This is a genomic window from Nonomuraea jabiensis (genome assembly GCF_014204795.1).
Taxonomy (GTDB): domain Bacteria; phylum Actinomycetota; class Actinomycetes; order Streptosporangiales; family Streptosporangiaceae; genus Nonomuraea; species Nonomuraea jabiensis.
The window spans coordinates 8,611,454-8,636,624 of record NZ_JACHMB010000001.1 but is presented as its reverse complement, the minus strand read 5'-3'; the positions used below and the strand labels follow the sequence as shown (position 1 = coordinate 8,636,624).

The 25,171-nt window shown below is 72.6% G+C and carries 23 protein-coding genes; 13 read left to right on the top strand and 10 right to left on the bottom strand.

Annotated elements, in window-relative coordinates:
* Positions 1–26: 26 nt before the first annotated feature.
* The gene (locus tag HD596_RS39315) at positions 27–497 is read right to left on the bottom strand and encodes a nitroreductase/quinone reductase family protein (RefSeq protein ID WP_185074528.1); all 471 of its coding nucleotides are present in this window, start codon (positions 495–497) and stop codon (positions 27–29) included.
* A 63-nt stretch (positions 498–560) separates the two neighbouring features.
* Between HD596_RS39315 and HD596_RS39310 the strand changes: the two genes are divergently transcribed.
* Positions 561–839 (top strand): MarR family transcriptional regulator, encoded by a 279-nt coding sequence (locus HD596_RS39310; protein ID WP_185074527.1) that lies wholly within the window; start codon positions 561–563, stop codon positions 837–839.
* On the opposite strand, the gene HD596_RS39305 is transcribed toward HD596_RS39310, so the two are convergent.
* Positions 806–1,756, bottom strand: a complete 951-nt coding sequence (locus tag HD596_RS39305) for a GlxA family transcriptional regulator (protein ID WP_185074526.1) — start codon at positions 1,754–1,756, stop codon at positions 806–808. The two genes, HD596_RS39310 and HD596_RS39305, sit on opposite strands and share 34 nt — an antisense overlap.
* Positions 1,757–1,906: 150 nt before the next feature.
* On the opposite strand from HD596_RS39305, the gene HD596_RS39300 reads away from it, so the two are divergent.
* Entirely contained in the window at positions 1,907–2,314 is a 408-nt protein-coding gene (locus HD596_RS39300; RefSeq protein ID WP_185074525.1) for a DUF6010 family protein, read from the top strand.
* An 8-nt stretch (positions 2,315–2,322) separates the two neighbouring features.
* On the opposite strand, the gene HD596_RS39295 is transcribed toward HD596_RS39300, so the two are convergent.
* The gene (locus HD596_RS39295) at positions 2,323–3,471 is read right to left on the bottom strand and encodes an acyl-CoA dehydrogenase family protein (protein ID WP_185074524.1); all 1,149 of its coding nucleotides are present in this window, start codon (positions 3,469–3,471) and stop codon (positions 2,323–2,325) included.
* A 97-nt stretch (positions 3,472–3,568) separates the two neighbouring features.
* Between HD596_RS39295 and HD596_RS39290 the strand changes: the two genes are divergently transcribed.
* Both HD596_RS39290 and HD596_RS39285 read left to right on the top strand, forming a co-directional pair.
* A complete protein-coding gene (locus tag HD596_RS39290) occupies positions 3,569–7,195 on the top strand; it encodes a serine/threonine-protein kinase (protein WP_185074523.1) in 3,627 nt (1,208 codons plus the stop codon).
* A gap of 263 nt (positions 7,196–7,458) precedes the next feature.
* Positions 7,459–8,643 (top strand): MFS transporter, encoded by a 1,185-nt coding sequence (locus HD596_RS39285; protein ID WP_185074522.1) that lies wholly within the window; start codon positions 7,459–7,461, stop codon positions 8,641–8,643.
* Between the two features lie 199 nt (positions 8,644–8,842).
* Here HD596_RS39285 and HD596_RS39280 read toward each other — a convergent pair whose 3' ends face one another.
* Both HD596_RS39280 and HD596_RS39275 read right to left on the bottom strand, forming a co-directional pair.
* The gene (locus tag HD596_RS39280) at positions 8,843–9,364 is read right to left on the bottom strand and encodes a hypothetical protein (protein ID WP_185074521.1); all 522 of its coding nucleotides are present in this window, start codon (positions 9,362–9,364) and stop codon (positions 8,843–8,845) included.
* A gap of 449 nt (positions 9,365–9,813) precedes the next feature.
* Positions 9,814–10,236: a BP74-related protein gene (locus HD596_RS39275; RefSeq protein WP_185074520.1), complete on the bottom strand. Its 423-nt coding sequence runs from the start codon at positions 10,234–10,236 to the stop codon at positions 9,814–9,816.
* Between the two features lie 179 nt (positions 10,237–10,415).
* On the opposite strand from HD596_RS39275, the gene HD596_RS39270 reads away from it, so the two are divergent.
* Positions 10,416–10,799 (top strand): PPOX class F420-dependent oxidoreductase, encoded by a 384-nt coding sequence (locus HD596_RS39270; RefSeq protein WP_185074519.1) that lies wholly within the window; start codon positions 10,416–10,418, stop codon positions 10,797–10,799.
* A gap of 62 nt (positions 10,800–10,861) precedes the next feature.
* Here HD596_RS39270 and HD596_RS39265 read toward each other — a convergent pair whose 3' ends face one another.
* From HD596_RS39265 to HD596_RS39250, 4 genes are all read right to left on the bottom strand, one after another.
* A complete protein-coding gene (locus HD596_RS39265; RefSeq protein WP_313047625.1) occupies positions 10,862–11,677 on the bottom strand; it encodes an alpha/beta fold hydrolase in 816 nt (271 codons plus the stop codon).
* 54 nt (positions 11,678–11,731) lie between these two features.
* The gene (locus HD596_RS39260) at positions 11,732–12,397 is read right to left on the bottom strand and encodes a maltokinase N-terminal cap-like domain-containing protein (RefSeq protein WP_185074517.1); all 666 of its coding nucleotides are present in this window, start codon (positions 12,395–12,397) and stop codon (positions 11,732–11,734) included.
* Between the two features lie 236 nt (positions 12,398–12,633).
* Positions 12,634–13,302: a response regulator gene (locus tag HD596_RS39255; RefSeq protein WP_185074516.1), complete on the bottom strand. Its 669-nt coding sequence runs from the start codon at positions 13,300–13,302 to the stop codon at positions 12,634–12,636.
* The gene (locus HD596_RS39250; protein WP_221519717.1) at positions 13,299–14,462 is read right to left on the bottom strand and encodes a sensor histidine kinase; all 1,164 of its coding nucleotides are present in this window, start codon (positions 14,460–14,462) and stop codon (positions 13,299–13,301) included. Before HD596_RS39250 ends, HD596_RS39255 begins: the two co-directional genes overlap by 4 nt.
* 159 nt (positions 14,463–14,621) lie before the next feature.
* Between HD596_RS39250 and HD596_RS39245 the strand changes: the two genes are divergently transcribed.
* The 8 genes from HD596_RS39245 to HD596_RS39210 all read left to right on the top strand — a co-directional run bounded on the left by HD596_RS39245 (position 14,622) and on the right by HD596_RS39210 (position 24,317).
* On the top strand, positions 14,622–15,917 hold the full coding sequence (locus HD596_RS39245; protein WP_246555165.1) for an alpha/beta hydrolase family protein: 1,296 nt from the start codon (positions 14,622–14,624) through the stop codon (positions 15,915–15,917).
* A gap of 295 nt (positions 15,918–16,212) precedes the next feature.
* Positions 16,213–17,283, top strand: a complete 1,071-nt coding sequence (locus tag HD596_RS39240) for a DUF6348 family protein (protein ID WP_185074515.1) — start codon at positions 16,213–16,215, stop codon at positions 17,281–17,283.
* A 363-nt stretch (positions 17,284–17,646) separates the two neighbouring features.
* Positions 17,647–17,997, top strand: a complete 351-nt coding sequence (locus HD596_RS39235; protein WP_185074514.1) for a bifunctional 3-phenylpropionate/cinnamic acid dioxygenase ferredoxin subunit — start codon at positions 17,647–17,649, stop codon at positions 17,995–17,997.
* Positions 17,994–19,166: an NAD(P)/FAD-dependent oxidoreductase gene (locus HD596_RS39230; protein WP_185074513.1), complete on the top strand. Its 1,173-nt coding sequence runs from the start codon at positions 17,994–17,996 to the stop codon at positions 19,164–19,166. Before HD596_RS39235 ends, HD596_RS39230 begins: the two co-directional genes overlap by 4 nt.
* A gap of 14 nt (positions 19,167–19,180) precedes the next feature.
* Positions 19,181–20,266, top strand: a complete 1,086-nt coding sequence (locus HD596_RS39225) for an S-(hydroxymethyl)mycothiol dehydrogenase (protein ID WP_185074512.1) — start codon at positions 19,181–19,183, stop codon at positions 20,264–20,266.
* Positions 20,267–20,336: 70 nt separating this feature from the next.
* Positions 20,337–20,960, top strand: coding sequence for an MBL fold metallo-hydrolase (locus tag HD596_RS39220; RefSeq protein WP_185074511.1), 624 nt, complete (start codon positions 20,337–20,339; stop codon positions 20,958–20,960).
* Between the two features lie 31 nt (positions 20,961–20,991).
* Positions 20,992–22,104: an aromatic ring-hydroxylating oxygenase subunit alpha gene (locus HD596_RS39215; RefSeq protein WP_313046100.1), complete on the top strand. Its 1,113-nt coding sequence runs from the start codon at positions 20,992–20,994 to the stop codon at positions 22,102–22,104.
* Positions 22,101–24,317: an FdhF/YdeP family oxidoreductase gene (locus HD596_RS39210; RefSeq protein WP_185074510.1), complete on the top strand. Its 2,217-nt coding sequence runs from the start codon at positions 22,101–22,103 to the stop codon at positions 24,315–24,317. Before HD596_RS39215 ends, HD596_RS39210 begins: the two co-directional genes overlap by 4 nt.
* Here HD596_RS39210 and HD596_RS39205 read toward each other — a convergent pair.
* Positions 24,289–25,062 carry an IclR family transcriptional regulator gene (locus HD596_RS39205; protein ID WP_185074509.1) on the bottom strand — a complete coding sequence of 258 codons (774 nt, stop codon included), beginning with the start codon at positions 25,060–25,062 and terminating at the stop codon, positions 24,289–24,291. The genes HD596_RS39210 and HD596_RS39205 overlap by 29 nt on opposite strands.
* Positions 25,063–25,171: the final 109 nt, after the last annotated feature.

The following is a 25,171-nucleotide window of genomic DNA, read 5'->3' as shown; positions in this document are numbered from 1 at the left end:
CGCGCCAGCACGCCGAGCGGTCCCGCTCATTCTCCGCCGGGTCGGGGCGCCAGGCGGATGATCGGCAGCTCCCGGTCGGTCTTCACCTGGTACTGGGTGAAACGGGGCGCGGCGGCGGTGATCTGCTGCCAGGCCTGCTCGCGTTCCGCACCGTGGAGCTGCTCGGCGACCACCGGCACCGTGCGGCCGTCGACCTCGATCCGCGCCCGGTCGGGGTGGGCGGCGAGGTTGTAGTACCACGCCGGGTTCCCGGCCGCTCCGGCCGCCGAGGCCACGATCAGCCAGCTGCCGTCCTTCCCGGGAAACCAGCCGACCGGCGTCGTACGCTCCAGCCCGCTCTTGCGGCCGACGGTCGTCAGGATCAGGGCGTTGAAGCCCATGAACGTCCCGCCGCCCTTGCGCCGGAGCCGTCTGGCCATCAGCGTGTTCAGCCATCGGAACGCCCTGCCGGCCGGCTGGCGGGCGCCTCGGGTGCCCGCGGGGGTGTCGAAGCTCATGCGATCTCCATCATCGGTCGGCTCACGGACGTCGCCACCGCGCTGCACCACCTCTCCACCCTGGTGCAGGGCATCTATACCCGCCTCTCCGAACGCCACGACCTGACCCCCGTCCAGGCCAGGCTCCTGTGCGTCCTGCTCGACGGCCCCCGGGGCATGGCGGAGCTCGCGCAATGCTTCGGCGTGGAGAAGGCCGCGCTCACCGGCCTCATGAACCGGGCCGAGCGGCGCGGCCTCGCCCAGCGATCAGCCGTGCCGGGCGTCGGGCTGCGCCGATCACCGCTGACCTCCGCGGGCCTCCGGCAGGGTCAGGAGGCGTTCGTCCGGAAGGAGGAGCGGTAGGACTGCGGCGTGACGCCGACGACGCGCTTGAACCGCTCCCGGAACGCGGTGGCCGAGCCGAACCCGGCCTGCGCGGCGACGCGTTCCACGCCGTGGTCGGTGTTCTCCAGCAGGAACTGCGCCCGCCGTACGCGTGCGCGCAGCAGCCACTGCAACGGCGTGGTGCCGGTCTGCTCGCGGAAGCGGCGGCTGAAGGTCCGCTCGCTCATCCCGCTGCGTAGCGCCATCTCCGCCAATGTCACCTCCTGGGCGAGGTTCTCCTCGATCCAGGACAGCACCGGCTCCAGCAGCGACCCCTGAGGCACCGGCGGCTGGGCGTGGACGATGAACTGCGCCTGCCCGCCCTCCCGTTCCAGGGGCATCACCGACAGCCGGGCCGAGTCCGCGGCGACCGCCGAGCCGAAGTCCCGCCGGATGATGTGCAGGCACAGGTCCAGGCCGGCGGCGGCCCCGGCGGAGGTGAGGATCTGGCCGTTGTCGACGTACAGGACGTCCGGCCGCACGTCCACCAGCGGGAACCGCTGGGCCAGCCGGTGCGCCGCCGCCCAGTGCGTGGTCGCGCTCAGCCCGTCCAGCAGCCCGGCCGCGGCGAGGGTGAACGCCCCCGCGCAGATCGAGGCGATCCGGGTGCCGGCGGCGGCCGCCGCCCGCAGCGCGTCGAGCACTTCCGGCGCGGGCGGGCCGGCCTGCTCGGAGCAGCCCGGCACGACGATCGTGTCCGCCTCCCGCAGCGCCGCCAGGCCGTGCGGGGCGATGAGCGTGAAGGCGCCGCCGGCCACCTGCGGCGTCGCGGCGCAGACCAGGATCCGGTACGGGCTCCGCCCGTCCGCCAGCCGGGCCCGCCCGAACACCTCGATCGGCGTCGCCAGGTCGGCCGCCACCACATGGTCCAGAGCCAGGACCGCCACCGTGTGCATGAGGACACGGTAGGCGCTCGCGGGTTCGGCCGGATGGCGAGAACCCGTTGGAGTTTGTCGATCCAGCCCCTGGGGAGCCGTGGCCGCGCGCTCTAGCGTTGCGCTGCGAGAACCGGAGAACCCCTACCTCAGAATGGATCGCCACTCCCCATGTCCGTCATCATGCCGATCGTCATCGGGCTGATCTGCGTCTGTCTCCTGTCCCTGATCCCCGAGCCGCATCGGCGCCAGGTCAACGCCGTGCTGGTGGGCGGGGCGGGCGCCGCCTACCTCAGCGGGGGCGGGCTCGGGTACTGGGAGTTCGTCCTGCCGGTCGTCATGACCTACGTCGCCTACCGGGGGCTCGACAGCTGGACCTGGATCGGCGCCGGCTGGCTGCTCCACACGGCCTGGGACGTCCTGCATCACCTCCAGGGGAACCCCATCCTGCCCTTCTCCGCCCTTTCCTCCTTCGGCTGCGCCATCTGCGACCCGGTCGTGGCGCTGTGGTGCTTCGCGGGCGGGCCGTCGATCCTCCGGTGGCTCCGCGCCCGCAAGCCCGCCGCGCCGCAGGCATAGGGTCCCGGTCAGTCCAGCCCGCCGCGTTTGACCAGCTGGGCGGCGATGACGTTGCGCTGGATCTCGTTGGTGCCCTCGCCGACGATCATGAGCGGCGCGTCGCGGAAGTAGCGTTCCACGTCGAACTCGGTGGAGTAGCCGTAGCCGCCGTGGATGCGTACGGCGTTGAGCGCGGCCCTCATGGCGGCCTCGGAGGCGAACAGCTTCGCCATTCCGGCCTCCATGTCGCAGCGCGCGCCGCTCTCGTAGCGCTCGGCGGCGTGCAGGATGAGCTGGCGGGCGGCGGTGAGGTCGGTGGCCATGTCGGCGAGGTGGTTGCCGACGGCCTGGTGCTTCCAGATGGGCTTGCCGAAGCTCTCCCGCTCCTGCGCGTAGCGCAGGGCGTCGTCGAACGCCGCGCGGCCCACCCCCAGGGCGCGGGCGGCGACCTGGATGCGGCCCACCTCCAGGCCCTTCATCATCTGCGCGAAGCCGCGGCCTTCCTCGGCGCCGAGCAGGGCGGTGCGCGGTGCCCGGTAGTCCTCGAAGACCAGCTCGCAGCTCTCGACGCCCTTGTAGCCGAGCTTGGGCAGGTCGCGCGAGACGGTCAGGCCCGGCCCGTGTTCGACGAGCAGGATGGAGATGCCCTTGTGGCGCGGCCGCGCGGAGGGGTCGGTCTTGCACATGAGGGCGATCAGCCGGGAGCGGCGGGCGTTGGTGATCCACGTCTTGGCGCCGTTGACCACGTACCCGTCGCCGTCCGGTCGGGCGGTGGTGGTCATGGCCTGCAGGTCCGAGCCGCCGCCGGGTTCGGTCAGGGCCATGGTCGCGCGGATCTCGCCGGTGGCCATCCTGGGCAGGTAGTGGTCCTTCTGCTCCGGCGTGCCGAAGGCGAGGACGAGCTTGGAGACGACGGTGTGCCCGCCCATGGCGCCGGCCAGGCTCATCCAGCCGCGGGCGAGCTCGGCGGTGACCAGGGCGTAGCACGGCATGGACACCGGGGCCTCGCCCCAGGGTTCGGGGATGGCCAGGCCGAAGACGCCAAGCCGCTTCATCTGCTCGATGAGCTCGTCCGGGTAGGCGTCGGCGTGTTCGAGGTCGCGGGCGACCGGCCGGACCTCGCGCTCGACGAAGTCGCGGACCGTGTCGACGACGGCTTGTTCCTCGGTGGTGAGCATGCTCCTGCCTCCTGTGCTGCTCGTGCGGAGCCCTCCCCACCTGGCCCGGGAGGCCCGCCACCCGAACCGGCCGGGGCGATCGGGCATCTAAGGAATCATGACAGCAGACCCGCTGCGCCCGGGGGATCCGTCGAGGCTGGGCCGCTACCGGCTGGCGAGCAGGCTCGGCTCGGGCGGCCAGGGCGTCGTCTACGAGGGCTACGACGAGGCGGCCAACCGCGTGGCGGTCAAGGTTCTGCACGCGTACCTGTCCGGCGACTCTCCGCTGCGCCGGCGCTTCACCCGGGAGGTGACCGCCGCGCGGCAGGTGGCCTCGTTCTGCACGGCCCGCATCCTGGATCACGACCTCGAAGGCGAGCGGCCCCACATCGTCAGCGAGTTCGTGCCCGGCCCGAGCCTGCGCGCGGCGGTGGCGGAGGGGTCGCCGTTCTCGGGTGACCCGCTGCACCGGCTGGCCGTGGGCGTGGCCACCGCGCTGGCCGCCATCCACCAGGCGGGCGTGGTGCACCGCGACCTGAAGCCGGAGAACGTCCTGATGGGGCCCGACGGGCCACGCGTGATCGACTTCGGCATCGCCCGGGCCGCGGGCCTGTCGATGACCTCGACGGGCGAGTTGGCCGGGACCCCGATGTACATGGCGCCGGAGCTGTTCTCCGGGGGCCGGGCCGAGCCGGCGGCCGACGTGTTCGCCTGGGGCTCGGTGGTGCTGTTCGCCGCGACGGGGCGCGACGCGTTCACCGCGCCGACGACGATCGCGGTCATCAACCGGCTGCTCAACCACGACCCTGACGTCGAGGTCCTGCCCGAGGGGCTGCGCGAGCTGGTGCGCGCCGCGCTGTCCAAGGACCCGGCCGCGCGCCCTTCCGCGCAGCGCCTGCTGCTGACGCTGCTCGGCGGCGGAGGCGGAGGCGGGGACGGGCTCGGGGACGGGCTCGAGCACGGGGGCGGGCACGGGGGCGGGCGTGCGACGCTGGCCGAGGGCGCCCAGGCCGCCGCGGGGGTGCGGCCTGCCGGCGGGCCGACCGCCGGCCCGGCGCTCGGCGCGGTGGCCGAGCGGTTCTACGCCGGGTTGCCGGCGTCCGAGCGTGAGGTCGCGCGCGATCTGCTGCTGCGGCTGGTGGACGTACGCGACGGCGACGAGGTGCCGCGCACCGCCACTCTCGACGAGCTGATCGAGGTACGGCAGGAGGCCGCCGAACGGGTTCTGGCCGCGCTCGAGGAGGCCACGCTGGTCCGCCGCCAGGGAGAAGGGGTCGTCATCGGCAGCGCCGCCCTGCTGTACGCCTGGCCCCGGCTGCACGAGTGGGTGACCGGCGACCGGGACGCGCTCGGCCGCCACCGCGAGCTGGGCGAGGCCGCCCGCCGCTGGGCCCGTGACGGCCGCCGTTCCGAGGACCTCCTCCGCGGCACCGCCCTGCGCCAAGCGCTGGAGTGGACCGCCGCCACGCAGCTGACCCTGAACACCACGGAGCGCGAGTTCGTCGAGGCGAGCAGGACCGGGGCGGCGCGGCAGAGCAGGCTGCGGCGCCTGGTCACCACCGGCGTGGCGGTCCTGCTCGTCGCCTCGCTCACCGCCGGCACCCTCGCCTGGCAGCAGACGCTCAGGAGCGACGAGGCCGGCAGGCGCCTGGCCGAGGAGCGGGCGCAGGCGGCGGCGCGGCGGGTGGCGCTCCAGGCGGACGCGCTGCGCGGGACCGACCCGGTGAAGGCGATGCTGCTCAGCGTGGCGGCCTACCGCATCGCGCAGGTACCCGAGGCGCGCTCGGCGGTGCTGAGCTCGCTGGCCCGGCAGGAGCAGTCGGTCTTCACGGATCCCGTTCCGGCCAACGAAGGGCGGGCGCTGAGCGCGGACGGGCGGACGCTGGTCAGCGCGGGCGCCGGCCGGGTGACCGCCTACGACGTGGCGACGGGGCGGCCGGTCAGGACCTTCGGCGGGATCGGCGAGGCGCCCGTCACCGCCGCGATGGCCCCGGACGGTGACACGCTGGCGCTCGCGGGGGACGGCGGGCTGGAGCTGTGGAGCCTGCGGACCGGCCGGCGGCTGGGCGGGGGCGGCTGGGTGCCCGGGGATTCGGCGGACCACAGCGGCCGCCCGGAGAGCCTGGAGTTCAGCCCCGGCGGGGGTTACATCGTCGTACGTGCCAACCTGGGCGGCCCGTACGTCGGGCTGTGGAACGTGGCGCGGCGGGCGCTGGAGAAGCAGGACGGCTACCTGAGCAACGCGCGCGTCGGTCCCGGCGACCGCTTCGCCGCCCTGGAGATCACCGAGGACAGCACCGTGACGGCGCTGCGGACATTGCCCGGAGGGGGTGCCCCGGTGGGCAAGCGGCTCCCCGGCCGTGGCCTGCCGGGTCAGGTCACGGCCATCAGCCCCGACGGCGCGCTGGCCGCTGTGGGCGGGCAGAAGGGCACGACGCTGTGGAGCCTGTCCACCGGCACGCGGGACCCGCGCAGCTTCCCCGGCCAGTCCACCGAAGCCGTCTTCAGCGGCGACGGCCGCTTCCTGATCGCCTTCGACAACTGGGCGGGCGGCCGCGTCACCCTGTGGCGGCTGAGCGACGCGGCCCCGCTCCTGCGGCTCACCGTCACGTCCAAGATCGTCGGATCGCCGCGGTTCGGCCCCGGGAACCGTACGCTGAGCATCCTGGACGACGCCGGACAGGTGACCACCTACGACATCAGCCGGCTGACCGCCCCCCGGCGGGTCGTGCCCGCCGGCGCCGCGCAGACGCGGTTCGCCGCCTCGGGAAGCCTGCTGCTCGCCCGGACGGGCGACACCGTGCGCGGCTGGTCGGTGCCCGGCTTCACCGAGGCCGGGCGGCTCGGCGTCGCCAGGAAGGGCGAGCCCCTCATGCGGGTCAGCCCCGACGGGCGTACGGTCGTCACGATCTCCTCGGAGGATCTCACCACGGGACCCACGTTCTGGGACGCGGCATCCGGGCGGAAGCTGGGCCGGCTGCCCCTGCAGTCGGCGGACACCAGGACGGACATGCAGATCAGCCCCGACGGCCGGCTGCTGGCCCTCAGCACGGGCATGGCCAACGACTATTACGGCGCGGGCGAGGTCGTCGTCTTCGACGTCGCGCGGCGCGAACAGGTCATGCGGTTCGGCCCGGTCGCGGGCGGCCCGCTGTCCTTCAGCTCCGACAGCAGGTTCCTGGTCACCGCCGATCCCGGCGGCGCCGACGTCATCGACCTGGTCTCCCGCAAGGTGCTCCCCCGTGCGCAAGGCCCCGGGACGCTGGCGGAGGGGTGGATGGTCCTCGCGCCGAAGGGCCCGCTCGGCGCCTCGCCGTACGGGAGCAGGGCGGTGGTCCTGTGGGACACCCGCACCTGGCGTACGACGGGTCAGGTGTTCAGGGTGCCGGGAGACGTCGTGGGGGCCAGGTTCTCCCCCGACGGGCGGATCCTGGCGATCGCCCACGACACCAGGGTGACGCTGTTCGACACGGTCGCGGGCCGGCAGCTCGGCGCCGCCTGGACCGTGACCACGGGGGCGTTCGATCCGTACGGGCTGGACGACCCCATGCCGGCGCTCGCCTTCACGGCCGACGGCGCGGCCCTGCGCGTGGTGGGGATCGACGGCGCGTTCCAGGAGCTGCCGGTCGACCCGGCGGCGGCCGTCCGGGCCGTGTGCGAGCGGGCGGGCCGCCGGCTCACCCAGGCGGAGTGGCGCGAGCACGTGGGAGCCGACGTGGGTTACCGGGAGGTCTGTCCCGCTTAGGTGGGTCAGCTCGTCAGCCGCCGCGCCGCGGTCCGGGCCACCAGCATCGATATTGAATTGGTTATCCCCCGGACCACATGTCGATATTGGACATGGCCCGGCGGCTTCTGCTCTCCTCTTGCGGTGCAGATCGAGAATGAGGGGCCGGCCGAGCCGCAGCGCCTCGACGTCCTCCGGCAGGCGTCGCGCTCGTGAGAACGACCCGGCCCATGGCGCCGAGTACGTCCGCCCCGCATCCCGGCCGACCGCTCACCGGGGACCCCATGCCCCGGGTGCGCCCGCCGGGCCACGGCCGCCACGTGCTCGCCGTCGTCGTCGGGGTGCAGCTGGCCATCTCGATCGGGTTCTTCGCGGTGATGGCGCACCTGGTCGCGTACCTGCGCCACGACCTCGGCCTGCTCGCCGGCACCATCGCCGTGGTGCTCGGGGTGCGCGTGGCGCTGCAGAACATGCTGTTCCTGCCGGCCGGCGCGATCACCGACGCGGTGGGACCGGCCCGCGCGGGAGCGCTGGCGTGCGCCCTGCGGGCGGCCGGTTTCGCCCTGCTGGGAGTCATCGACGGGCCGGCCGGGTTGCTCGGCGCGGCCGTGGTCCTGGCGGTGGGCGGGGCGCTGTTCCATCCGGCCGCCCAGTCCCTGCTGGCCGGGGTGCCGCCCGAACGGCGGGCGAGGGGTTTCGCGGCCTACGTCGTCGCCGGGCAGGCGGCCGCGGTGGCCGGCCCACCGGTCGGGCTGGCCCTGCTGGCCGGCGGATTCGGGCTGCTGTCCGCCGCGGCGGCGGGCGCGTGGGCGGTCGGCGCCGTACTGTTCCTGCTGCTGCCGGCCGAACGCGGCGCCGCGGCGCGGGCAGGCGCCCGTCTCGACGTGCGCGGGCTCACCGGCGGCGTGTCGGCGGTGCTCCGGGACCGGGATTTCCGGCGCTTCGCCCTGACCGCCGCACCGAGTACGCTCCTCGCCGACCAGATCGTCACCGTGGTCCCGCTCAAGGAGGTCGGGGCAGGCTCGACGACCCTGTTCTTCTGCGTGGTGGCGGTCGCCATGGCCGCGGTCCAGCCCTGGTGCGCGGCCGGCGGGCGAGGCGAACGTCCCTGGGTGCTCAGAAGCGGCCTGGTCTGCGCCGGCCTCGGCTATCTGGCGCTGCTCGCGATGCCCTCCGGCGAGGGCGGTCACCCCGCCGTCCTCCTGGTGGCCGCGGTGCTGCACGGGGTGGCCCAAGGGCTGATGCAGTCGGCGCTGTTCCAGACCGTCACGCGGTGTGCGCCGTCCGGGCGGTTCGGGGTCTATTTCGGGCTGCTCAGCTTCGTCGCCGGGGTGGCCGCGTTGACCGGCGGGTTCGTCGTCGGGCGGCTGTTCGACGCCGGGGGCGGCGCGGCGGCCATGGCGCCGGCGGGGCTCGCGCTGGTCGCGGTGCTCTCCGCTGCCGTGCTGCGGCTTCCTCGCCAGCGGTGAGCGCGGTCGCCTCTTTGAGGCTGCGCGAGCCGAACCCCGCCTGGTAGCGTGGAGATCGCGAGGCCATGGGAGGGCTTCCTTCTCACTTTCTGGAAAAAGTCATCTAGCCTTCCCGCTTTCCTCGCGTTGAGGCCGTGAGACATTCTGCGGGCTCCCTGCGCATCACCCGAACCGGGGGCCCGCAAGGGTCTGTGACCGCTCAGGCGCTTTCCTCCACGCTTCGCCGATGCCATTCCGCCAGCTCCACCAGCAACCCATCGGCGGCCCCGCCGAACATCGCTGCGAGCGCTTGTTCGCTGTCCACCACCACGACGGTGTCGAGCAGGTCCGCGCGCAGCCTGGCCGCTCTCGGGTCGCCGGCGCCGTCGGGGTCGAAAGCGGTGGCGGCCAGGAACAAGCCACCGACACCGGCCAAGGTCGCGGTCTGCTGGGCTTGGGTGCCGAGCACCGCGGAAGCGTTCGCGGGCGCGGCGGGCAATGCCGGCTGGCCGTCGCGGAGCAGAAGCGTGAGCGGTCGGACGGGGACCGTCTCCGCCACCTCGCCGTCCGGCACATGAACGCTGCCATCGCGACGACGGGTCGCCCCGGACGGATGTCCCCACGGCCGGCCGCTGTCCTGGTCCTGCGCACTCGCGCGGGTGAACAGGCCACCCTCGGCATCGACGACAAGATCTCCAGGCTGCCATCGCTCGCCATCGAGCGGTGTGTGCGTGTCCTTCATGGTGGGCAGGGTACGCCCCGACTACGACAAATGACCCGATCAGACGTATCGCCCGTGTGGGGAGATTCGGAGACGGGTCGGCTCTTGCGGCGATCGGTCAGCCGTCGACGAGGATCGGGTGGCGGGGCGGGCCGTCGGCAAGCAGGGCGGCACGCCGCCCGGGGTGTACCAGCGAAGCGTGCCGTCGCGTTGGTCGCCGCTGGAGAACAGCAGGAGCCGGTCGGCGGCGTCGATCAGCACGACACGTGCGCTGGGACGCGGGACCAGGCCACCCGCCGCGTCCATCTCGGGGCGAGATGCATCTGGCCTCCTTCGTGGCAGGGCGAGGTCGGATGGCGGGCAGAGGAGACGATCATTGTCTCCCAGCGGTGGCCGGCCAGGTGCCGGAAGGCGTGTCGAGTGGGTGCCGCGCCCAGGATCCGGGCGCGGGACCGGATGCTGAGGAATGGCTAGGCGGGCAGCTCGCGCACCAGCCGGGAAGTCCATGGACACCAGTAGAGGCCGGGCAGGAACGCGCCGCCGGCCTCGTCCAGGTGGTCTTCGACGTAGGGGATCGTCGCGTCGCAGACTTCGATCGCCATGTCGAAGAAGGTGACCGTGCTGGGGTCGTAGTGGTAGCTCCAGCGCGGGTTGTAGGCGACGGGACGCTTGATGATCCGCCCGAGCAGGTGGGGCTCGTCACGGGTCGTGCCGGCGAGCAGGTCGCGGGCGTGTGCGATCTTTTCCGGGTCGGTGAGCTGGACGACGAATCTTTCGCCGGAGATGTCGGTGAACTCGAAGTTGGCTCTTTCGGCCGCCTGAGCGGGGCAGGCGAGGGCGAGCATCGCAACCGATGCGAGAGCGGCGGCGATCTTGGTGAGGATGCGTGGCATGGGGGTGGGCACCTCCGATAGAGGAGGTCGCACTTCGCGACCCGTCCGCTACTCAAAGTAATTCAATCATTGCTCAGAGTTAAGAGGCTGATCCCACATCGATTGGAGTTCCCTTAGGGAACTTCGCGTGTTATCGTCGTAGCGTCTCTTCAAGGAACTCCGCCGCAAGGAGAAGCAAGATGCTCAACCCCGACGTACGCCGCGTCCTCGACAGCACTTCGCTGGCCCACCTCGCCACCGTTCTGCCGGACGGCTCGCCCCACACCGTCCCGCTCTGGGTCGGCACCCATGGAGACCACATCGTCTTCCTCACCGGTCCACAGTCGCGCAAGGCTCGCAACCTGCGCCGCGACCCGCGGGTGGCGCTCTCCATCACGCCCGCCGACAACCCGTTCCAGCCAGTCATCGTCCGCGGGCGGGTCGTCGAATGGCTCGAAGGCGACACGGCCTGGGAGATCATCGACCAGATCTCGACGAAGTACATCGGCAGGCCCTATGGCCGAGAAGAGGAACGCGTCGTCGCGGTCATCGAGCCCGAGCGGCAGACCGTCGGTATGAGCTGAGCCACCGCCTGTACGACCCTCGGCGGTCAGTCGTGCGGCCGTCTGGGCGTACAAGCGGTGCGTCACGCGGCTGTGTGAGTGAGGATGGCCCGGGCCAGTTCCTCATGCACCTCCGGCGGCAGCGTGTGCCCCATGCCCTCGACCATCATCAAGCGCGCCCCCGGGATCGCCTCGGCGATGATCGCGCCATGACCCGGCTTGGCCCGCTCGTGAGTGCCCTCGATCACCAGCGTCGGAGCCTTCACCTGGTCCAGCACACCCACCGGCTCGAAATCCGGCCGAGCCATCGCGGCCAGCCGGTGGTTCACCACCGCATCCGGATCCCGCGCCCGGTCATAGACGCGCTCCTGCAGACGGCGGGCGGCGTCCTCATCGAACGGCAGCGCGGTGCCGTGCAGCACCCGCTGCTCAGCGATCATCGCCTCGATCCGCTCCCGCCGACCAACCGGCGGCGGACCCGCCATCAACCCCTGGTAATGGGCCACGAACTCCGGCACCGGCCCCGGCAAACTCCCCTCCGGCTGCGGCTGACCCATCAACGCCCGCATGATCACCAACCCCTCACCCCCACCCAGCGGCGAGGACCCGATGACCGTGAGCGTCCGCACCCGCTCCGGCCACTCCACCGCGATCAACTGCCCCAGCAGCCCACCCGCCGAATGGCACACCAGGTGCGCGCTGTCCAGGCCATGCGCGTCCATCACCCGCAACACATCGTCCTTGATGTCGCTCCAGGTGTACGGCTCCTCCTCGAAGTCCACCGTGGCCGACCTGCCGGTGTCGCGATGGTCGTACCGGACCACCCGGCGACCACCGGCGGTCAGCCGCCCGACGAACTCCTCCGGCCACAGGACCCCCTGCGACATCGAACCCATCACCAGCACGATCGGCTCGTCCGTAGCGGCGCCTTCCGTAGAACTACTGGTCACACCTCAGGCACGACGGCCGGCGTGCAGGGCAACGAACAGCCCCCGAGCGCGGGTGCCGTCCGGCAGCTGCCAGGCGCCGGCGACGTGGCCAGTCGCTTGCGGCGGGAGGAGAGCGGCGTCGTCCGGGGCGGGACGCAGGACCCGGTGCAGACGCAGGGCCGTGCCGTCCGGGGCGGGCAGTTCGGTGCCCTCGTGGTCGTCGATGGCAGTGGCGGAGAAGTCCGTGAGGGCGAGGCCGCCTCCGATGTAGGAGCGGGTGACCTCCCGGTCGGGGGTGTCGCTAATGTTCTGGTCCTGGGCCTGGACGCGGCCCTCGATCAGGGCCAGCAGCTGGGCGACCAGCACCGGGTCGTGGCAGCCGTCGTAGGCCCAGCGCCGCCCCAGCACCCCGTGCTCCATGGTGCCGACGAGGGCGTGCTCCGCCCCGTCGAGCGGGGCACCGCGATAGGTGAGCGGCACCAGGTAGCTGACCGGCTGAGTGTCCGAGGTGTCCGTGACCACCATGAACTCGATCCCGACCTCACCCTGGGGGTCGTCCAGCCGGAAGCCGCCGGCCTTGACCAGCTCCGGGTCGCCCGCGCCGCTCGAGTACCACGGGCGGGAGGGCAGCCAGGAGGTGAGCAGTTCCAGCTTGGTCGGCTTGAGGTCGGTGCGGTGGATGACGGCCATGCGGGGACTTCTCTTCCGTTGGGGGAACGACCTTCACATGCTCCCATGCGGAGCAGGTGACCGTTCTACGTGTGCCTGACGCTCCTCGCCTGCGTCGTCGCCCACGTCCTGGCGTTCAAGGTCCCGAGTGGAGGAGCGGATGAGCATGTTCCGCTCCTCTCCGCCGCGGTCGAGGGTGTCGAAGGTAGCCCGCTCTCCGGCACCGTACGGCGGACGGCTGGGCGCCGGCGCGGTGGTCAGCGGTCGGGGGCGGCGGGGTGGATGAGGCCGCTCTCGTAGGCGAAGACCACCACCTGGGCGCGATCCCGCAGCCCGAGCTTGACCAGTACGCGGCTCAGATGCGTCTTGACCGTCGCCTCGGCCAGATGCAACGCCGCGGCGACCTCGGCGTTGGACAGCCCGCGCGCCACCTGCACCAGCACCTCGTGCTCGCGCGCGGTCAGCTGCGCCAGCCGTTCGTCCCGCTCGGCGGGCCCCGGCGTCATCTGCGGCGCGAACCTCTCCAGCACGCGGCGCGTGACGCGCGGCGACAGCGCCGCCTCTCCCGCCGCGACGTTACGGATCGCGCTCAGCAGCTCCTGTGGCCGCGTGTTCTTCGGCAGGAACCCGGCCGCTCCGGCCTTCAGCCCGGCGAAGGCGTACTCGTCCAGATCGAAGGTGGTCAGGATGAGCACGCGCGAGCGCGGGCTGTCGCGCACGATCCTGCGGGTGGCCTCGATGCCGTCCAGGCCGGGCATGCGCACGTCCATCAGCACCACGTCCGGGCGCAGGTGCCGCGCCAGCCGGGCCGCCTGCTCGCCGTCGTCCGCTTCCCCGGCCACCTCCATGTCCGGCTCGGCCTCGAAGACCATGCGGAAGGCCATCCGCAGCAGCGACTCGTCGTCGGCGATCAGCAGCCGGATCATCGTGGCGCTCCCAGGTCCAGCACGGCCAGCACCCGCCATCCGCCGCCCGTCACCGGCCCGGCGTCCAGGCTCCCGCCGTAGGCGGCCACCCGTTCCCGCATGCCCGCGATCCCGCGCCTATGGCCCCGCATCCCGGCGTCGAGGGGCCCTGGGGCAGCCGGCTCTCGAACGTCGACGACCTCCACCTCGGCCCGGCTCGGCGACACTTCGACCCGTACATCGGCGCGGGCCCCGGACGCGTGCCGCAGCGTGTTCGTCAGCGCCTCCTGAACCAGCCGGTAGATCGTCAGCTGGGCGGCGGCGGGCACCGCTTCGGCGTCACCGGCCACCCGGACACACGTCGCCAGCCCGGCCGCGCGCATCCGTTCGGCCAGCGGACCGAGTTCGGCGATCCCGGGCGCGGGCTGAAGCGGCTCGTCGAGGCGGTCCTCGCCCGAGGTGACGGGGCTCAGGGAGCGGCGCATGTCCTGCAAGGCTTGGCGGCCCGTTGCGGCGATGTGCTCCATCGCCGCCGCGGCCCGGTCCGGCGCGCTGTGGCGGACGTATGCGGCGCTGTCGGCCAGCGCCACCATGACCGACAGGTTGTGGGTGACGATGTCGTGCATGTCGCGGGTCATCCGCGCGCGTTCCTCCGCGACGGCCAGCCGGGCCCGCTGCTCGCGGTCGCGTTCCAGGGAGGTCACGTACGCCCGCCGTACCCGCATCCACCGGCCGGCCATGAGGGCGGCGGCCGCCATCGCGCTCAGCGCGGCCACCGTGAAGGGGAACTGGCCGGGCGGCGCCCAGCGGGCGGCGGCCAGCAGCACCCCGGCCTGCAACGCGAGCGCCGCCGCCAGGGTGTGGCGCCACGGGCGGTGCGCGGCGACCGTGTACAGGGCCACCAGGAGGGCGGCGTCGGCGGGAAGCTGTACGTCCAGCGCCCACTGGACGGCGGCGGCGAGGCCGATCGCGCCCAGGACCGTCATCGGAGCGCGCCGTCTCCAGGCCAGCGGCGCCACCAGCGCCGTCTGCAGCGCGAGCAGCCATGGGGGGCCGGACAGCACCTGGCCGGGTCCGAGCGTGACCAGGAACAGCGCGGCCGCCGGCAGCGCGTCGGCGGGCACGGTCGACCATCGGCTCAGCGCGGTGAGGCGGGCCGCCGGACGGTCGGCTGGGTTCATGCGCTTCACCCTAGTTGTCCTGCGGGTTCGTTCCCGCTCCTCCTCGGGGACGACCGTCATCCGAAAGTCGCAGGCGGGCGTGCTACCTCCGCCGCTGTCCGGTGGACGTGCCGGCTGTCAGCCTGTCGGACATCCCGTTTCCGATGGAGGAGCTTCCGCATGTCCGTTGTCATGTTGGCGATGAGGGCCGGGGCCGCCGGTTCGTCCGCTGTCTCGAAAGCCGCGCGCAAGGTCGCCGGGCCGGCCGTGCTGGTGCTGACGCTGGCCCTGCCCGCGTCCGGTGCCGAGGCCGCGAGCCGGATCGGGGTGAGCCTGCCCGCGTCCGGTGCCGACGCCGCTGCGAGCCCGATCGGGGTGAGCCTGCCCGCGCCCGGCGGCCCGTATCCGGTCGGGACCGTGGCCATGCGGCTGGTGGACCGCTCGCGGCCCGATCCGCTGGTGGCGGCCAGGCCGTACCGGGAGCTGATGGTCAGCCTGTGGTACCCGGCGGCGGGCGGCGGGCCGGTCGCGCCGCACATGGCGCCGCTGGCCGCCGCCGACTGGGATCGGCATTCGGCGCCGCCCCTGGGCGTCGCCAAGGGCGCCGTCGCCTGGGCCGCCACGCGTACCCACGCCCGCGTGGGCGCGCCGGTCGAGCGGCGGGCGGGCAGGCTGCCGGTGGTGCTGTTCAGTTCGGGGGACGGCGGGCCGCGCACGCTGGGCACCACCCTGGTCGAGGACCTGGCCTCGCGCGGCTACCTGGTCGTCACCGTCGACCACACCTACGAGGCCGACCAGGTGGAGTTCCCCGGCCGGCGCCTGGTACGCGCCCTGCCGCTGCCCGCGAAGCTGACGCCGAAGGTCATCGCCAAGCTGCTGGCCGGCCACGCGCGGGCGCGCCTGGCGGACCTGCGGTACGTCCTGGACCAGGTCACCGCCCTGGCCCACGGCCGCCCGATCGGCGGCGGGCTGCCTGAGGGGATGCTCGGCACGCCCGACGCCTCGCGGGTGGGGGCACTGGGACAGTCGCTGGGCGGGTCGGTCGCCGCGCAGCTGACCCGCGACGACGCCCGCGTGGACGCGGCCGTCAACCTCGACGGCTCCTATGTCGGCCCGGTGGCCAGGCGCGGCGTGACCAGGCCGTTCCTGCAACTGGCGGCCGAGACCCACACGCGTGACAGCGAGCCGAGCTGGAAGTCGTTCTGGCGGGCCTCGACCGGGTGGAAGCGGGAGCTGCGTTTCAAGGGCGCGGCCCACGGCTCGTTCACCGACCTGCAGCCGCTGCTGCCGCAGATCGCGGCCAGGCTCCCCAAGGTGCCGCTCGCGGACTACGTGGGCACGATCGATCCCGGCCGTTCGGTGGCGGCCCAGCGCGCCTACGTCGGGGCCTTCTTCGACCTGCACCTGCGGGGCAGGCCGACCCGCCTGTTCGAGGGTCCCGACACTCGCTTCCCCGAGGTCTCCCGCATCCCCTGAGCCCGTGGCGCAGGGGCTGCCCTCCGAACGAAATGGCCGGTAGATGCCCTCCTGGCACCCTGTCCTCCGATCACGCGCAAGCGACAGCACGAAACGCGTAAGCTGCCGCGGCAGCCGGCGCGATGCTCCTCGGCTCACTACCCCTACACGAGAACGATCGTCGGCCCATGGGTGACCAAGGCCTCCGCCGCTTCCGGTGATCCCCAGGGCTGCCACGTCGTCGAGGCCTGGGCGCAGTTCCCCTGAAAAACCAGTGCGGTTCGAGCTGGACGGGGGCCGGAAGTAGGGTTGCGCCATGATCGGATCGGTGGGGTTCGACGCCGCTGTCGAGGTGGGGATCGCGGCGTTCTGCGCGGGTGAGGAGCCGCCGCGTGACGAGGAGGTATGGGAGCGGCTGACGGGGGCCGGCGTCGAGCCGTGGCTGGCCGAGCGGCTGCTGATCTTCCTGCCGATGGCGTACACGCGGCGGTTGCTGCCGGACGTCTCGTACCCGGAGGGGCTGGTGACGCCCAGCGGGCGGGTGAGCCTCTCGGCCGAGCCGGTGTTCGTGGCGGCGTCGGACCGCGCGCAGCGGGCCGGCCGTGAGGAGGTCGGGCGGATCGCGATGCGCAGCGCCGAGTTCAACGCGATCAACAACGCGCTGTACGCCGGGTCGGAGCTGTCGGACCTGATGCTCGGCGAGACCTCGCTGGTCAAGGACCTCGAACCGGTCGGGCAGGGCGACGGCGGCGTGCCCTCGCCGCGCGCCGCGTTCGAGGACTTCCTCCGCGGGCACGGCGTACCGCTCGACGGCGGGACGGCGGTCGGCGCGGAGCTGTTCGTGCATCCCGCGCCGGCCGGCGTGGTGATGGCTCAGGTCGACTTCGCCGTGTCGCACCCGGCGCTGGCCCGGCCATGGCTGGTGGAGAGCTTCGCCGGGCACGGCGCCACCTGGCGTGAGGCGATCGGCGGGGCGGTGAGCAGGTTCAGGCTCGGGGCGCTGCACCCGATCGTCGACGGCCTCCTGCGCCCCGGCGCCGCCTCCGGCCAGGTCGAGCGGGAGCGGTACGAGCACCCGAGCGGCGCGTTCGAGCTGGTGCTGGGGGCCCAGCTCAACCTGTTCACCGACCGGTCGGTGCCATCCGCCGAGCCTCTCGTCGACCGGCTGCTGGAGGTGCTGCGCGCCGAGCCGCTCACGCGGAAGGTGCACGCGCTGCGGCTGTTCATCGCCCACCATGACGGGCGGCTCCAGACCAATGAGGTGCTGCTGGACAGCGAGCGGTGGCCCGCCGGCGAGGCGGCGGTGGCGGGCAGCCCGGCACCGCTGCCCGACGGCAGGGTCGCGGTGCGGGTCTTCGGCCTGCTCGTGCCTGCCGGCAACGCGTAGCCTCCGGCGGCTGTCCGGGGCGCCCTGGACGTCGGCTGCGGCGAGGGCATGCTCGCCTGCGAACTCCGTCGGACCGTGCCGAGCGGCACCGGCATCGACCTCGACGCGCCCGGCATCATGCGCGCCCCTGCGGTGTGCCGGCCGTCGTCGGCCTCGCCATGCCCGACGGCCTGCCGCGTCACCTCGCCGGTGTCGCCGTCGGCACCTTCCGTCGCGTCATGAAGCGGCAGGCCGCGCCCGCCGGTCGATGGGCCGGACACTGGGGTTTAAGTCCGACAAATCAGCCTTGACATCTCCCTGTCCCGCCCTCACTCTGTTGCGTATAGCGCTAGACGTTTCTCTTTACGAAACCGGGGTGACAGGATGATCCCAGCGTGCCCACTGGCGTCACTCCCTCGAGGCGAGGCCCTTCGCGTCGAGGCCGACCCGCCGATCGCGGTTTTCCACACCGAGGACGGCGAGATCTTCGCCATCGATGACACCTGTACCCACCAGGACGCCTCGCTCGCCGACGGCTGGCTGGAGGGGTGCGAGATCGAGTGCCCGCTGCACGCCTCGCGTTTCGACCTGCGCACCGGCCAGGTGGACGCGCCGCCGGCCAAGCGCCCCGTGCGCACGCACGAGGTGGTGGTCGACGACGGCGTCATCTATGTCAAGCAGTCCGAGGCGCCACCCAACCTGCCGCCGGGCGTCACCGTCAAGGGGCAGGTGTGAACACGATCTGCGTCGTCGGCGCCTCCCTCGCCGGGCTGCTGACCGCCAGGGCGCTGCGCGCCCAGGGGTACCGGGGCAGGCTGGTGCTGGTCGGGGACGAGCGCCACCGCCCCTATGACCGCCCGCCACTGTCGAAGGACTTCCTGCGCGGCGACCTGGCCGAGGCCGACCTGGCCCTGGAGGGCGAGGGCGAGGAACTGGACGCGCAGTGGCGGCTAGGCGTGGCCGCCGTGGCCCTGGACCCCGTGGAGCGCCGCGTCGAGCTGAGCGACGGCACCTCGGTGCGGGCCGACGGCATCGTCATCGCCACGGGCGCCACCGCCCGCAGGCTCCCCGCCGCCAGGCACCTGGCCGGCGTGCACACGCTGCGCACCCTGGACGACGCCCGCTCCCTGCGCGCCGACCTGGCGGCGGGCCGGCGGCTGGTGGTGATCGGCGGCGGCTTCGTCGGTGCCGAGGTCGCCGCCACCGCCCGCGACCTCGGCTTGGACGTGACGCTGGTCGAATCCGGCCCGGCGCCGCTGGCCCGCGTCGTGGGCGTGCCGATGGCCGAGGCGCTGGCCGCGCTGCACGAGCGGCGCGGGGTGCGGCTGCTGTCCGGCACGGTCGTGTCCGGCCTCACCGGCGCGGACCGGGTGGACGGGGTACGGCTGGCGGACGGCACCCACCTGCCCGCGGACGTCGTGGTCGTCGGGATCGGCGCCGTGCCCGCGATCGACTGGCTCCGGGGCAGCGGCCTCGACCTGGGCGACGGCGTACTGTGTGACGAGGCGGGCGGCACCTCCGTCCCCGGCATCGTGGCCGTGGGCGACTGCGCCGCCTGGTTCGACCCTGTCCGGGGCAGGCACGACAGGATCGAGCACTGGACGGGAGCCCGGCAGCGGGCCTCGGTCGCGGCGGCCACGCTGCTGTCCGGCGGCACCGCCCGGGCCGAGGCGCGGCGGCCGGCCTACATCTGGTCCGACCAGTTCGACGTGAAGATCCAGTTCATCGGGGACGCCGCGGACGCGGACACGGTCAGCGTGGAGGAGGGCGACCCGTTCGGGCACAGCTTCCTCGCGGTCTACCGGCAGGGCGAGCGCCCGGTGGCGGTCCTCGGGCTCAACCAGGTACGGCTGTTCACCCGCTGGCGGCGGCAGCTCGAAACGGCGCCGGTTCAGGTCGGCTGAGACAGGAGTGAGTCATGGCTCATGAAGTACGCGGGGTCGTCGCGACCGGCAAGGGCAAGCCGGTCAGCCTGGAGACCGTCCTGGTGCCGGACCCGGGGCCCGGCGAGGCGCTGGTCCGGGTGCAGGCCTGCGGGGTCTGCCACACGGACCTGCACTATCGCGAGGGCGGCATCAACGACGACTTCCCGTTCCTGCTCGGCCATGAGGCGGCCGGCGTGGTGGAGTCGGTCGGCGACGGGGTCACCGACGTCGCGCCCGGCGACTTCGTGATTCTCAACTGGCGGGCCGTGTGCGGCTCGTGCCGGGCCTGCCTGCGCGGCCGCCCGCAGTACTGCTTCGCCACCCACAACGCCACCCAGAAGATGACCCTGGCCGATGGCACGCCGCTCAGCCCCGCGCTGGGCATCGGCGCGTTCGCCGAGAAGACGCTCGTGGCCGCGGGCCAGTGCACCAAGGTGGACCCGGCCGCCTCCCCGGCCGCGGCGGGCCTGCTCGGCTGCGGCGTGATGGCCGGGCTCGGCGCGGCGGTGAACACCGGCGGCGTCAGCAGGGGCGACTCGGTGGCGGTGATCGGCTGCGGCGGCGTCGGCAACGCGGCCATCGCGGGCGCGCGGCTGGTCGGCGCGACGACGATCATCGCGGTCGACGTGGACGGCAGGAAGCTGGAGTGGGCCCGCGGCCTGGGCGCGACGCACACCGTGGACGCCAAGGACGGCGACCCGGTCGCGGCGATCAGGGAGCTGACCGGCGGGTTCGGCGCGGACGTCGTGATCGACGCGGTCGGCCGGCCGGAGACGTACCAGCAGGCCTTCTACGCCCGCGACCTGGCCGGGACCGTGGTCCTCGTCGGCGTGCCGACGCCGGAGATGACGCTGGAGCTGCCGCTGCTCGACGTGTTCGGCCGCGGCGGCGCGCTGAAGTCCAGCTGGTACGGCGACTGCCTGCCGAGCCGCGACTTCCCCATGCTGATCTCCCTCTACCTGCAGGGACGCCTCGACCTCGACGCGTTCGTCAGCGAGACCATCGCCCTGGACGAGGTCGAGGACGCCTTCGCCAAGATGCACCGCGGCGAGGTGCTGCGTTCCGTGGTGGCGCTGTGATGGATCCGCAGCGGAGCGAGGACATCCATCACAGCACCGCCGGGCGGAGCACGGCCAAGGAGGCACAGTAGTGCGGGTCGAGCAGTTGGTCACCTCGGGCACGTTCAGCCTGGACGGCGGGACGTGGGAGGTCGACAACAACGTGTGGCTGCTGGGCGACGACCGGGAGGTGCTGGTCATCGACGCCGCCCACGACGCCTCCGCCATCGCCGCGGCCGTGGGCGATCGCCGGGTGAGCGCCATCGTGTGCACGCACGCGCACGACGACCACGTCAACGCCGCGCCCGAGCTGGCCGCGCTGACCGGCGCCCCCGTGCTGCTGCACCCCGACGACGAGGTGCTGTGGAAGCTGGCCCACCAGTCGGCCACGCCCGGCGGGCGGCTGGCCAACGGGCAGCTCCTGCGGGTGGGCGGCTCCGCCGCGCACGTGCTGCACACGCCGGGGCATGCGCCGGGCGCGGTGTGCCTGTACGTGCCGGAGCTCGGCGTGCTGTTCTCCGGGGACACCCTGTTCAAGGGCGGCCCCGGCGCGACGGGCAGGTCGTACAGCGACTTCCCGACGATCATCTCGTCGATCAGCGGGACGCTGCTGACGCTGCCCGGCGAGACCGTGGTGCACACCGGACACGGTGAGGACACCAGCATCGGAGCCGAGGCTCCGCAGCTCGAGGACTGGATCCGCCGAGGGCACTGACCACCCGGCCCGTTTCAGAGGAGTACTGCCCGTGACCGCCACCACGTCAAGCGTGATCCCCACCCTCCCCGGTCGCTACTACGTGGACCCCGAGATCTTCGCCGCGGAGCAGCGGAACATCTTCGAGGCGATGTGGTTCTGCGTGGTGCGCTCGGCCGACCTGCCCAAGCCGGGCGCGTTCAAGACCGTTCAGGTCGGCTCCGAGAGCATCCTCGTCACCAGGGCGCGCGACATGTCGGTGCGCGCGTTCTTCAACGTCTGCCGCCATCGCGGCGCGACGCTGCGCACGGAGGAGTCGGGCGAGGTGAAGCGGGCCTTCCAGTGCCCGTACCATGCCTGGACCTACGACCTGGACGGCAAGCTGATCGCCGCGCCCAACCTGACCAAGATGGCCGACCTGGACCGGGTGGAGTACGGCCTGGTGAAGGTGCACGTGCGCGAGTGGCTCGGCTACGTGTGGGTGTGCCTGGCCGACGAGCCGCCCTCGTTCGAGGAGGACGTGCTGGGCGCGGTGACCGAGCGGCTCGGCTCGCTGGAGATGCTCGACAACTACGACGTGGCCGGCCTGGAGGTGGGCCGCAGGATCGTCTACGACGTGAAGGCGAACTGGAAGCTCATCATCGAGAACTTCATGGAGTGCTACCACTGCGCCACGATCCATCCCGAGCTGACCGAGGTGCTGCCGGAGTTCGCCGACGGCTACGCGGCCCAGTACTTCGTCGGCCACGGCGCCGAGTTCGGCGAGGAGATCCAGGGCTTCACCGTCGACGGGTCGGAGGGGCTCGACCGCATCCCGGGCGTCAGCGAGGAGCAGGACCGCCGCTACTACGCGATCACGATCAAGCCGCAGGTGTTCGTCAACCTGGTGCCCGACCACGTGATCGTGCATCGGATGTTCCCGCTGGCGGTGGACCGCACGGTGGTCGAGTGCGACTGGCTCTACCTGCCCGGCGTCGTGGCGAGCGGCAAGGACCTGGACAAGTCGGTGGAGCTGTTCCACCGGGTCAACGAGCAGGACTTCGAGGCGTGCGAGCGGTGCCAGCCGCAGATGGGCTCGCGTACGTACGCCAAGGGCGGCGTGCTGGTGCCCAGCGAGCACCACATCGGCGCCTTCCACGACTGGGTCCAGGACCGCATCGGGTGAACGAGCACCACGACGACGAACGGCTGACGGCCGGCCCGCCCAAGGACTGGGCGGGCGGCCTGCCCGCGGTGGGCCACGCCCTGCGCATCGCCCAGCGGCAGATGGGGATCGGCCGCACCGCGCTGACGCTGCTGCGCGTCAACCAGAAGAGCGGCTTCGACTGCCCCGGCTGCGCCTGGCCGGAGGGCGGGCACCGCAGCCCGGCCGAGTTCTGCGAGAACGGCGCCAAGGCGGTGGCCGAGGAGGCCACCACCCGGCGCGTCACCCGCGAGTTCTTCGCCGCCCATCCGGTGAGCGAGCTGGCCGGGATGAGCGACTACTGGCTGGGGCAGCAGGGCAGGCTGACCGAGCCGATGTACAAGCCCGCGGGCGCCGACCACTACGAGCCCGTCGGCTGGGCGGAGGCGTTCGGCATGATCGCGGCCGAGCTGCGCGCGCTGGACGGCCCCGACGAGGCGGTCTTCTACACCTCGGGCCGCACCTCCAACGAGGCGGCCTTCGCCTACCAGCTGCTGGTGCGCCGGTTCGGCACCAACAACCTGCCCGACTGCTCCAACCTGTGCCACGAGTCCAGCGGCGCCGCGCTCACCGAGACGATCGGGATCGGCAAGGGCACCGTGTCGCTCGACGACCTGCACCGGGCCGACCTGATCTTCGTGGTGGGTCAGAACCCGGGCACCAACCACCCCCGCATGCTCTCCGCCCTGGAGAAGGCCAAGCGCGGCGGCGCGCGGATCGTCGCGGTCAATCCGCTGCCGGAGGCCGGGCTGCTGCGCTTCAAGAACCCGCAGCGCCCGTCCGGCCTGGCCGCGGGCACCGCGCTGGCCGACCGGTTCCTGCAGATCCGGCTCAACGGCGACCTGGCGCTGTTCCAGGCGCTGTCGCTGCTGCTGCTCGACACCGCCGACGAGGCGTTCATCGCCGAGCACACCACCGGTTTCGAGGCGTGGAAGGCGCACCTGACCGGCCTGGACTGGGCGCAGGTGCTGGAGGCGACCGGCCTGACCCGGCGGGAGCTGGAGGAGACGGCCCGCGACGTCAGGAACGCCAAATCCGTCGTCGTCTGCTGGGCCATGGGGCTCACCCAGCACCGCAACTCGGTGGCCACCATCCGCGAGGTGGTCAACTTCCAGCTGCTGCGCGGCAACGTGGGCCTGTGCCCGGTGCGCGGCCACTCCAACGTCCAGGGCGACCGGACCATGGGCATCTACGAGAAGCCCTCGAAGGAGTTCCTGGACGCGCTGGCCGCCGAGTTCGGCTTCGAGCCGCCCCGGCACCACGGGCTGGACACGGTCGAGGCCATCCGGGCCATGCGCGACGGCGAGGCGAAGGTCTTCGTCGGCATGGGCGGCAACTTCGTGCGCGCCACCCCCGACAGCCGCGTCACCGAGGCGGCGCTGCGCCGTACCAGGCTGACCGTGCAGGTCTCCACCAAGCTCAACCGCTCGCACGCGGTGTGCGGCGAGCGGGCGCTCATCCTGCCCACGCTGGGCCGCACCGAGCGCGACCCGGCCGGGTTCGTCACCGTCGAGGACTCGATGGGGCTGGTGCACGCCTCGCGCGGCCGGCTCGCGCCCGCCTCCCCCGACCTGCTGTCGGAGGTGGCGATCGTCGCCCGGCTGGGCCGCGAGCTGTTCGGCGAGGAGCCGTGGGCGGACTTCGAGCGGGACTACGCCGCGATCCGCGACCGCATCGCGCGGGTGATCCCCGGCTTCGAGGACTTCAACGGCCGCGCCGAGGCCGGCTTCGCGCTGCCCAACGCGCCCAGGGACGAGCGCCGCTTCCCCACCGCCACCGGCAGGGCGGGCTTCACCGTCAACCGGCTGGAGGTCCTGCGGGTGCCGCCGGGGCGGCTGCTGCTGCAGACCGTACGCAGCCACGACCAGTACAACACCACCGTCTACGGCCTCGACGACCGCTACCGCGGCGTCAGGAACGGCCGCAAGGTGGTCTTCGTCCACCCGGACGACCTCGCCGAGCGCGACCTGGCAGACGGGGACGTGGTCGACCTGGTCAGCGAGTGGCCCGACGGCGAGCGCACCGCCGAGGGGTTCAGAGTCATCGCCTATCCGACCGCCCGCGGCTGCTGCGCCGCCTACTTCCCGGAGACCAACGTGCTGGTGCCGCTCGACTCGGTGGCCGAGACCTCCAACACCCCGACCTCCAAGAGCATCGTGGTACGGCTCAGCCGGCGTACCCGAGGCGGCGGCTGATCTCGTCGGCCCCTTCGATCAGGACGGGAGCGAGCTCGTGCATGCGCTCGGCGGTGAAGCGGTAGGCGGGGCCGGAGGCGCTCACCGCGGCGACGACGTCGCCGTGGTAGGAGCGGATGGGCGCCGCCATGGCGTTCAGCCCCTCCTCCAGTTCCTCCAGGCAGTAGCCGTAGCCGGTCCGCTTGATCTCGGTCAGCTGCTCCTTGAGCCGGTCGAGGTCGGTGACGGTGCGGGGCGTGAAGGACTCCAGGGCCCCGTCGGACAGCACCCGGTCACGCTGGCGCTCGTCCAGGTGGGCCATCAGCACCTTGCCGCTGGAGGTGGCGTGCAACGGCGTGATCTGGCCGACCCAGTTGTAGGCGGTGACCGCCGAGGCGCCCCGCACCTGGTCGAGGTTGACCGCGTAGCTGGAGCGGAGCACGGCGATGTTGACCGTCTCGCCGATCTCCTCCGCCAGGCGCTGGCAGACAGGGCGCGCCCGCTGGGTGACGTCGAGCTGGGTGTTGACGCCGCCGGCCAGGCGGATGATGCCGAAGCCGAGCCGGTATTTGCCGCGTTCCTCGGCCTGTTCGACCAGGCCGCGCGCCTCGAGCGCGCCGAGCAGCCGGAACGCGGTCGACTTGTGCACGTCGATCTCGGCGGCGACCTCGCTGACCCCGGCCTCGCCCCGCCGGGAGAGGATCTCCAGCACGCTGATCGCCCGATCGACCGACTGCACGCCCCCGCTGCCCGAATCGTTGCCCATAGCGAAACTCTAAGTGCTGGAGGGAACTCCGTCTAACCAGGACCAAAAGATCTCCTGTTGCGAGTAGTGAAACGCAATGCGTATAACGCTACGATTTGGCCAAACGCGC

Coding starts and splice junctions, on each gene's coding strand:
- HD596_RS39315 (WP_185074528.1), bottom strand. CDS start 497: ATGAGCTTCGACACCCCCGCGGGCACCCGAGGCGCCCGCCAGCCGGCC.
- HD596_RS39280 (WP_185074521.1), bottom strand. CDS start 9,364: ATGAAGGACACGCACACACCGCTCGATGGCGAGCGATGGCAGCCTGGA.
- HD596_RS39225 (WP_185074512.1), top strand. CDS start 19,181: ATGGCTCATGAAGTACGCGGGGTCGTCGCGACCGGCAAGGGCAAGCCG.
- HD596_RS39205 (WP_185074509.1), bottom strand. CDS start 25,062: ATGGGCAACGATTCGGGCAGCGGGGGCGTGCAGTCGGTCGATCGGGCG.
- HD596_RS39270 (WP_185074519.1), top strand. CDS start 10,416: ATGCTCAACCCCGACGTACGCCGCGTCCTCGACAGCACTTCGCTGGCC.
- HD596_RS39260 (WP_185074517.1), bottom strand. CDS start 12,397: ATGGCCGTCATCCACCGCACCGACCTCAAGCCGACCAAGCTGGAACTG.
- HD596_RS39235 (WP_185074514.1), top strand. CDS start 17,647: ATGATCCCAGCGTGCCCACTGGCGTCACTCCCTCGAGGCGAGGCCCTT.
- HD596_RS39290 (WP_185074523.1), top strand. CDS start 3,569: ATGACAGCAGACCCGCTGCGCCCGGGGGATCCGTCGAGGCTGGGCCGC.
- HD596_RS39295 (WP_185074524.1), bottom strand. CDS start 3,471: ATGCTCACCACCGAGGAACAAGCCGTCGTCGACACGGTCCGCGACTTC.
- HD596_RS39250 (WP_221519717.1), bottom strand. CDS start 14,462: ATGAACCCAGCCGACCGTCCGGCGGCCCGCCTCACCGCGCTGAGCCGA.
- HD596_RS39275 (WP_185074520.1), bottom strand. CDS start 10,236: ATGCCACGCATCCTCACCAAGATCGCCGCCGCTCTCGCATCGGTTGCG.
- HD596_RS39240 (WP_185074515.1), top strand. CDS start 16,213: ATGATCGGATCGGTGGGGTTCGACGCCGCTGTCGAGGTGGGGATCGCG.
- HD596_RS39300 (WP_185074525.1), top strand. CDS start 1,907: ATGTCCGTCATCATGCCGATCGTCATCGGGCTGATCTGCGTCTGTCTC.
- HD596_RS39285 (WP_185074522.1), top strand. CDS start 7,459: ATGCCCCGGGTGCGCCCGCCGGGCCACGGCCGCCACGTGCTCGCCGTC.
- HD596_RS39305 (WP_185074526.1), bottom strand. CDS start 1,756: ATGCACACGGTGGCGGTCCTGGCTCTGGACCATGTGGTGGCGGCCGAC.
- HD596_RS39255 (WP_185074516.1), bottom strand. CDS start 13,302: ATGATCCGGCTGCTGATCGCCGACGACGAGTCGCTGCTGCGGATGGCC.
- HD596_RS39245 (WP_246555165.1), top strand. CDS start 14,622: ATGTCCGTTGTCATGTTGGCGATGAGGGCCGGGGCCGCCGGTTCGTCC.